The following is a 6,626-nucleotide window of genomic DNA, read 5'->3' on the forward strand; positions in this document are numbered from 1 at the left end:
AAGCACAGCCATAGCCCGGGCTATGGCGAGCATTTGCAACGACGAGCAGGGGCCTTTTGGCGTGATGAGCGGGCATGATCGAAATACTCTCAGCCTCTCAGTGCAGGAGACCGAGTTCGCACCATGCGCAGAGGCTTGCGCGTCACGTTGATGGTTTGTTCAGGCTCCCGATACAACTCGTCGTGCGTAAGGATTTGGCCCGAAACAATTTCCCGTTTTGGGGGGCGCTGGGCGGGCGCGCTGCGGCGTTGCTCCTCACTTGTGGGGCTCGCCACACGGCGCTCGGAGCGCCTTGCATCGCATCCCGCCCAGCGCCCCCAAAACGGGAACTTATTCCGGGCCAAATCCTAAGCGCTGCTGAATCCGCCAGCCGAGCAGGAAGGCAATCACGACGGCGTAGATCGCTACCTCGCCGAAATTGTTTTTCGCCGCCTTCATCCAGAAGAAGTGCAAGAGGCCCAGCAACACAATGGCATAGACCAGTTTGTGCAAGGCTTGCCAACGTTTCGCGCCAAGGGCCTTGATGGCGCGATTGAACGAGGTCGCGGCCAGCGGAATCATCAACACGAAGGCCGTGAAACCCACCAGCGCGAAGGGGCGCTTCGGGATGTCGTGCGCAATGGTCGCCAGATCGAATCCCATGTCCAGCCAGGCGTACGAGAGGAAGTGCAGGACGACGTAGAAGAAGGCGAAGAGTCCCAGCATGCGGCGGAACCGTGCGAGGGCTGGCTGCTTCGTCCATTGCCGCAGCGGCGTGACGGTCAGCGTGATGCATAGGAAGCGCAGCGTCCAATCGCCTGTCGAGCGGATCAGCGCCTCGGCCGGGTTGGCACCTAGCGTGTTCGCGACCGCGCCGTAGAAGAGCCAGACGAAGGGCAGTACGCACAGCATGAAGAGCAGCGGCTTGGCGGCGGGATGCAGCAGGGCCGGTTTGGCGCGCGCCGGGCTGCGCGCGGAAACAGTGGTAGAGGCGCCCGGTTTTAGCACGGCGGACATGATCAGAAGTACTTCGCGAGATCCATGCCGGCGTACAACTGGCCGACTTGCGATTCGTAGCCGTTGAACATCAGCGTCGGACGCTTCTTCTGGAAGATGCCGTCTTCGCCGATGCGGCGCTCGGTGGCCTGACTCCAACGTGGGTGGTCCACCTTCGGGTTCACGTTCGAGTAAAAGCCGTATTCGCCGCTGTTGGCCTTGACCCAGCTCGTGCGCGGCTCCTTTTCCACGAAGCGGATCTTCACGATCGACTTGCCACTCTTGAAGCCGTACTTCCAGGGCAGTACTGCACGCACCGGCGCGCCGTTCTGGTTGGGCAATACCTCGCCGTAGAGGCCGAAGGTGAGCAGGGCGAGCGGGTGCATGGCTTCGTCCATGCGCAGGCCTTCGATGTAGGGCCATTCGAGCACGCGCGAACCGACATAGGGCATGGTCTTCGGATCGGCCAGCGTCACGAACTCGACATACTTCGCTTGGCCCGTGGGCTCGACGCGCTTGATCAGCTCCGACATCGAGTAGCCCATCCAGGGCACCACCATCGACCAGCCTTCAACGCAGCGCAGACGATAGATGCGCTCTTCCATCGGCGCGAGCTTGATCAACTCGTCGATGTCGTAGACCTTGGGCTTCTTCACCTCGCCTTCGACGGCGACGGTCCAGGGTCGGGTCTTTAGCGTATGTGCATTGCGGCCAGGGTCGGACTTGTCGGTGCCAAACTCGTAGAAGTTGTTGTAAGTTGTCACGTCCTGGTACGGCGTGAGCTTTTCCATGGTGCCGCCGACAGAGCTGCGTGAGCCCGGGAGCGCGGCGAGCTTGTTCGGTCGGACGGTGGTCGATTGCGCCAAAGCATCGCGTCCGGCCCAGGCGGAGAGCGTAGCTCCCGCTGCACCCATGGCCAGCAGCTTGAGCATGTGGCGTCGGCCTTCGTAGACGTCGCGCGACGTGACTTCAGAGGACGGGACGGCGAAGCCGCGGTCTTTGAGCAAATGCATGGCGTTATCCGGTCGGGTGGCGGTTTGAACTGCAAGCGTCGAGCCGGTTCCATGACCGGACATGCATCTGTCGGGCGGAGCGAAAGAAATCTTACGTTGCTCGAGTTGGGCCGGACGATGAATCAGAGGCTGGGAGTTTTTCGAGCGTGCCCGAGCAGCGCGTCAAAAGGCGCCTGATCTAGGCGCAAAGCGCAGCCATAGCCCGGGCTATGTCGAGCATTTGCAACGACGAGCAGGGGTCTTTTGATGTGATGAGCGGGCATGATCGAAATACTCTCAGCCTCTCAGATGACGTCGCCAAAGTCCGTCGACTCGAACAGGCGCAACGAACTCTTCGACACCCGCTCGCGGAAGCTCTTGCGCGCAAAGAGCTTGGCCTGCGCTTCAGCGGGCAGATCGGTGATGTTGATGATGTTCTTGACGATCAGAGTGTCGATCACGTCCTCGATCACGCGTACGAAGTCGGCATCGAGGCGGTTGAAGTCTTCTGGTGCACGCGCGGCGTGCCCGACGAAAGCCTGAACGTCGGGATGAAAGTCGTCGAGAAACTCAGGGGCTTCCGGGGTGCGCTCGCGGTGCAAGCTGCTGATGCTTTGATCGGCATTGCGTCGGACGTAAGGCATGTCGGGGCGCGATAGTCGAGGTGGAAACGACTATACGCCGCGCATCTTGCCGCCAGCTTGAGAGTGCCAACCGCGCCCGATGCCCACGGGAAACATGGTCATTTGTGCATGAAAAAGGCCGATGCAAGACCGGCCTTTTTCATTGAGCATGTCAAAACATCAGCGCAAGCCGGCGATGTAGTCGGCCACGGCCTTGATTTCCCTGTCGGTCATCTCGAGCGTGATGCCCGTCATCTGTTGGCTGTTCTTGCGCACACCGCTGCGGAAGGCGTTCAACTGCGCCTCGGTGTAGTCGGCGTGCTGGCCGGCAAGGCGGGGGTACTGAGAGGGGATGCCGGCACCGCTTGGGCCGTGGCAGCCGGCACAAGCGGCGATGTGGCGGTCAGCCAGGCCGCCGCGGTAGATCTTTTCACCCAGGGTGACCAGGTCCTTGTTCTTGGCGAAGCCTGGCTTGGCCTGCTTGCTGCCGTAGAACGCGGCCACATTCTTCATATCCTGGTCCGAGAGGCTTGATGCGATGCCCTTCATGATGGGGCTCTGGCGCTTGTCGGCCTTGAACTCGGTCAATTGCTTGACGAGATATGCGGGGTGCTGACCCTGCAGGATAGGGTTGGCTGGGCTGCCGCGCGAGCCGTCGTTGGTGTGGCAACCCATGCACACTTCGGTCGACTTGGCTTGACCCTTTGCCAGATCGGGCCCCGCGGACGCGGCGGCTGCCTCGTTGGCCGACGCAATAGCAGTGACCATGGCGAGCAGGAGGCCTGAAAGCAAAAGGGCAGCTGACTTCATGACGGTTATTGGTTTCTTTGGTGCAAAACCTCGAGATTTTACAATGATGGCTTTGGGCGCCTCCATGACCGATACAAGACAGACCGCAAAAGACGGCGCCGCACCGCTTGCCGAGGAGAAGATCGCTCTCGCCTGGACGCACACCGCGCGCTTCCTCACCACCGCCAGCCAGCTCGATCAACTGCCGCAAACCGAGTTGCCCGAGATCGCCTTCGTGGGGCGCTCCAACGCCGGCAAGTCCACTGCGATCAATACGCTCACGCAGCAAAAGCGACTCGCCTTCGCCTCGAAGACGCCTGGCCGCACACAGCACATCAATCTCTTCGAGCTTGGCCCGAAGCTCACGCCCGACACCTTGTTCGCCGATCTGCCCGGCTACGGTTACGCTGCCGTCGCGCGCGGTGCCAAGCTGCGCTGGCAGCAGGTGATGGCCAACTACCTTGAGGTCCGCAGAAGCCTCACCGGCGTGGTCCTGATGGTCGATTCGCGCCTGGGCTTCACCGACCTCGACAGGCAACTGCTCGACTTTGTCTCGCCACGTGTGGGCAACGGATCGGTCAAGCTGCTGGTCTTGCTCACCAAATGCGACAAGCTCAATCGCAAAGAATCGCGGGACGCGCTGTCTGCGGCGCAGGCCGCGCTGGGCGAGATGACCACCGACGAAGCCGACGTGGGCGTCGCGCTCTTCTCGGCATTGAACAAGTCGGGTGTCGGCGATGCGGCGATGGTGCTGCATGCATGGACGCACCCGCGCTCTTGAAGATGAAATGAAATCGAAGCTGCGTTGGCAGTTGAAGTGCAAACGATGATCTGAATGTCCAGTACTGCGCTTCGTCAGCCCTGCTGCCGGGTACTTACTGCGACAGTGTCAGCTTTTGCATCAGGGCGTCCACCGATCGCTGGACAAGCGACACGTCGTCCAGCGGCTTCATCAAGCGCTCTTCGCCGAGCCGCTCGAGTGCGCGCCGTGTGATCGAGTGAGTCTGCAAGGGGTCGGTGCCCGCGAAGAGAAAGTACTGCCCACGTCCGCTGCGCCACAGCAGTTGAACCCTCGTCCAGCGGCCGTGCAGGAACGCATGGTGGCGTGAGCCGAGCGTCATGGATTCCACCATGTGCGCTGCGTCATCCTGCGTGGACAGCGGCCCTGGCAGGATCTCGGCAGGCACGGTTTCCATCGACGACAGGTCGATCAGCGAATCGCTGAACGGCTGCCGGCTGGTGATGTCCCAGGTGGTCGTCTCGTCTCGGATGCGCTGCATGAGTTCCTGCGGTGAGAGCTCGGCTTCGGGCGTGCCCGTCTTTCCGGGCCGCAGCGCCTCGGCGTGCACGGCCATCAACTCATCAAGCACCGCCTGCTGTTCTCCTTCAGGCACGCCCAGCATCCCCATGCCGGAGCGCAAGCGCTGCAAGAGACCTGGCAGCATCGCAATCAAGCGCTTGCGGCTTTGCGGGTGATCGGGCAGTCGCAGGCTCCATAGCAGGTCGTCGGTGGCCCTCAGGTATTCGAGAGTGGTTTCCGATTTCTCTCCGTTGCGCTGCATGGATTCGGCCAGCACCGTGGCCCAGCTGCCGGTGATGAATCTGCGAATGCCTGCCGCGGTGCGGATCGGCACCATCTGTTCGGTCAGCCGATGCGAAATCTGACGTTCCAGCTGTTCGCGCTGTTCGATGCGAATGAGTGTGTCGATGGTCGGTTGGGCGCGGATCTGCTGCTCGCGGAGTTGCTCGCCGAGGAACGCGTCAAGCCGCGACAGGCTCAGTCGATAGAGATGGGTGTCTTGTACTGACGCGCGCTGGATGTCGTCGACCAGCGTTTCACAGTAGGCAAGCAGTGCGGCCCAGCGCGGGTCGGTGGTACGGGTATAGGTTTCCGCCGCGCTGCCGATGCGGTTCATGAGTCGCCACACCACGTGATCGTGCGCTTGGACCATGGTCGGGTCGATCAGCGCCACCCGCAGGGCCGACACCTGCAGTCGCGCCATCACGATGCGAAACGCGGGCGGCAGACGCGGGTCGGACAGAACAGCCTCGAACAGGCGCGACAGCAACTCGACAATCTGACGATCGACCGTATCCGGCACGCTCGCAAGCAGGGTCGCACGATGCTCGCGCAGTTGCGGCGACGTTGGCGGAGCCGCCCCGGTCTTGTTGGCACTGGAGAGCAGTCCTTCGAGCTTATTCAAGGCCAGCTCGAAGGCCGGACTCTGCGCATGAATCACGCGTGCCTGCGGTCCTGTCGCGGCGCCTTTCGAAGTTGGCTGCGCACTCGGCATGCTCGACAAGATCTCTTCGAGTGCGCCGGGTTGGGTCAGGTCGTGCGTCGAAGCGCGGTGCACCATCGGCCCCGCGGGCATCACCACGGTGCGATACAGCCCTGGCTCCACGCCTTGCGCTTCGAGCCGCGTGCATGCTGCGGCCCACGCCTTCTTCAACTGGCCCGACATCACGCCCGCAGACGTGCGCAGCAAGATGACACGTTGCACGGGGAGGGGTGTCACGGCGCAGGCGGCGTCCCAGAGCGCGCGGGCGTAGGCGAGCGGTCGCAGTGGGTTGGTGTCTGAGGTGACGTGCGTCTGCCCGGCGAGAGTCGCGGTGAAGGTCTGCAACTCGCGAAACTCCCACTCGGCAGAGCCGGAGATGAGCTGCGCCGCGCCTGAAATCTCGATGTCCTCCTGGATCCGGGCCTCGTCCATGAGTTCGAGCCCGCGCGCCTTCACAGGGGGGCTGGGCGCCGTGTCCGTGCCCAGCATGTCAGCCATCACCACTTGGCGCAAGCATTCGCTGAAAGTGCGCACGTACGCGGTCTTGTGCTTGGGCAGCGCCTGCACCAGTTCATAGTAGTGCTCGCGTTCTGACTTGCTGAGCATGCCTTCGCGAGGCTGCTTGAGTTGAGCGAGGCTTAGTGCGGCCGTTTCTTCGGCCAGAGGCGCGGCGCGTAACAGTTCGTCGTCGACAAAGCGTTGAAGCTGGGCAGTGATGGGCATCTCGTTGCCAGTGGCGTTCGTTCGGACATTATGTCGTCGCAGCTTTGTCGCGAACAATGGGGGCGGCGCGCCGATGCCAAAGTTTGGCTGGCAACAGAATTCGTGCTAAGGATTTGGCCCGAAACAATATTCCGTTTTGGAGGCGCTGGGCGGGCGCGCTGCGGCGTTGCTCCTCACTTGTGTGGCTCGCCACACGGCGCTCGGAGCGCCTTGCATCGCATCCCGCCCAGCGCCCCCAAAAC

At 62.3% G+C, this 6,626-nt stretch carries 6 protein-coding genes; 1 reads left to right on the plus strand and 5 read right to left on the minus strand.

Features of this window, described 5'->3' with window-relative positions:
• Window positions 1-330 precede the first annotated feature (330 nt).
• The 4 genes from msrQ to AC30NL_RS00020 form a co-directional block, all read right to left on the minus strand.
• The gene (msrQ, locus tag AC30NL_RS00005; protein ID WP_489461961.1) at window positions 331-996 is read right to left on the minus strand and encodes a protein-methionine-sulfoxide reductase heme-binding subunit MsrQ; all 666 of its coding nucleotides are present in this window, start codon (window positions 994-996) and stop codon (window positions 331-333) included.
• A gap of 2 nt (window positions 997-998) precedes the next feature.
• A complete protein-coding gene (gene msrP, locus AC30NL_RS00010; protein ID WP_489461962.1) occupies window positions 999-1,988 on the minus strand; it encodes a protein-methionine-sulfoxide reductase catalytic subunit MsrP in 990 nt (329 codons plus the stop codon).
• 284 nt (window positions 1,989-2,272) lie between these two features.
• Complete coding sequence (locus AC30NL_RS00015) at window positions 2,273-2,611, minus strand: hypothetical protein (protein ID WP_489461963.1); 339 nt, start codon at window positions 2,609-2,611, stop codon at window positions 2,273-2,275.
• A 159-nt stretch (window positions 2,612-2,770) separates the two neighbouring features.
• Window positions 2,771-3,400 (minus strand): c-type cytochrome, encoded by a 630-nt coding sequence (locus AC30NL_RS00020; protein WP_489461964.1) that lies wholly within the window; start codon window positions 3,398-3,400, stop codon window positions 2,771-2,773.
• Window positions 3,401-3,464: 64 nt separating this feature from the next.
• Between AC30NL_RS00020 and yihA the strand changes: the two genes are divergently transcribed.
• On the plus strand, window positions 3,465-4,160 hold the full coding sequence (yihA, locus tag AC30NL_RS00025; RefSeq protein WP_489461965.1) for a ribosome biogenesis GTP-binding protein YihA/YsxC: 696 nt from the start codon (window positions 3,465-3,467) through the stop codon (window positions 4,158-4,160).
• 94 nt (window positions 4,161-4,254) lie between these two features.
• Here yihA and AC30NL_RS00030 read toward each other — a convergent pair whose 3' ends face one another.
• Window positions 4,255-6,384, minus strand: coding sequence for a DUF1631 family protein (locus AC30NL_RS00030; protein WP_489461966.1), 2,130 nt, complete (start codon window positions 6,382-6,384; stop codon window positions 4,255-4,257).
• Between the last annotated feature and the right edge of the window lie 242 nt (window positions 6,385-6,626).

This window comes from Rhizobacter sp., assembly GCA_021153565.1.
Taxonomy (GTDB): domain Bacteria; phylum Pseudomonadota; class Gammaproteobacteria; order Burkholderiales; family Burkholderiaceae_C; genus Albitalea.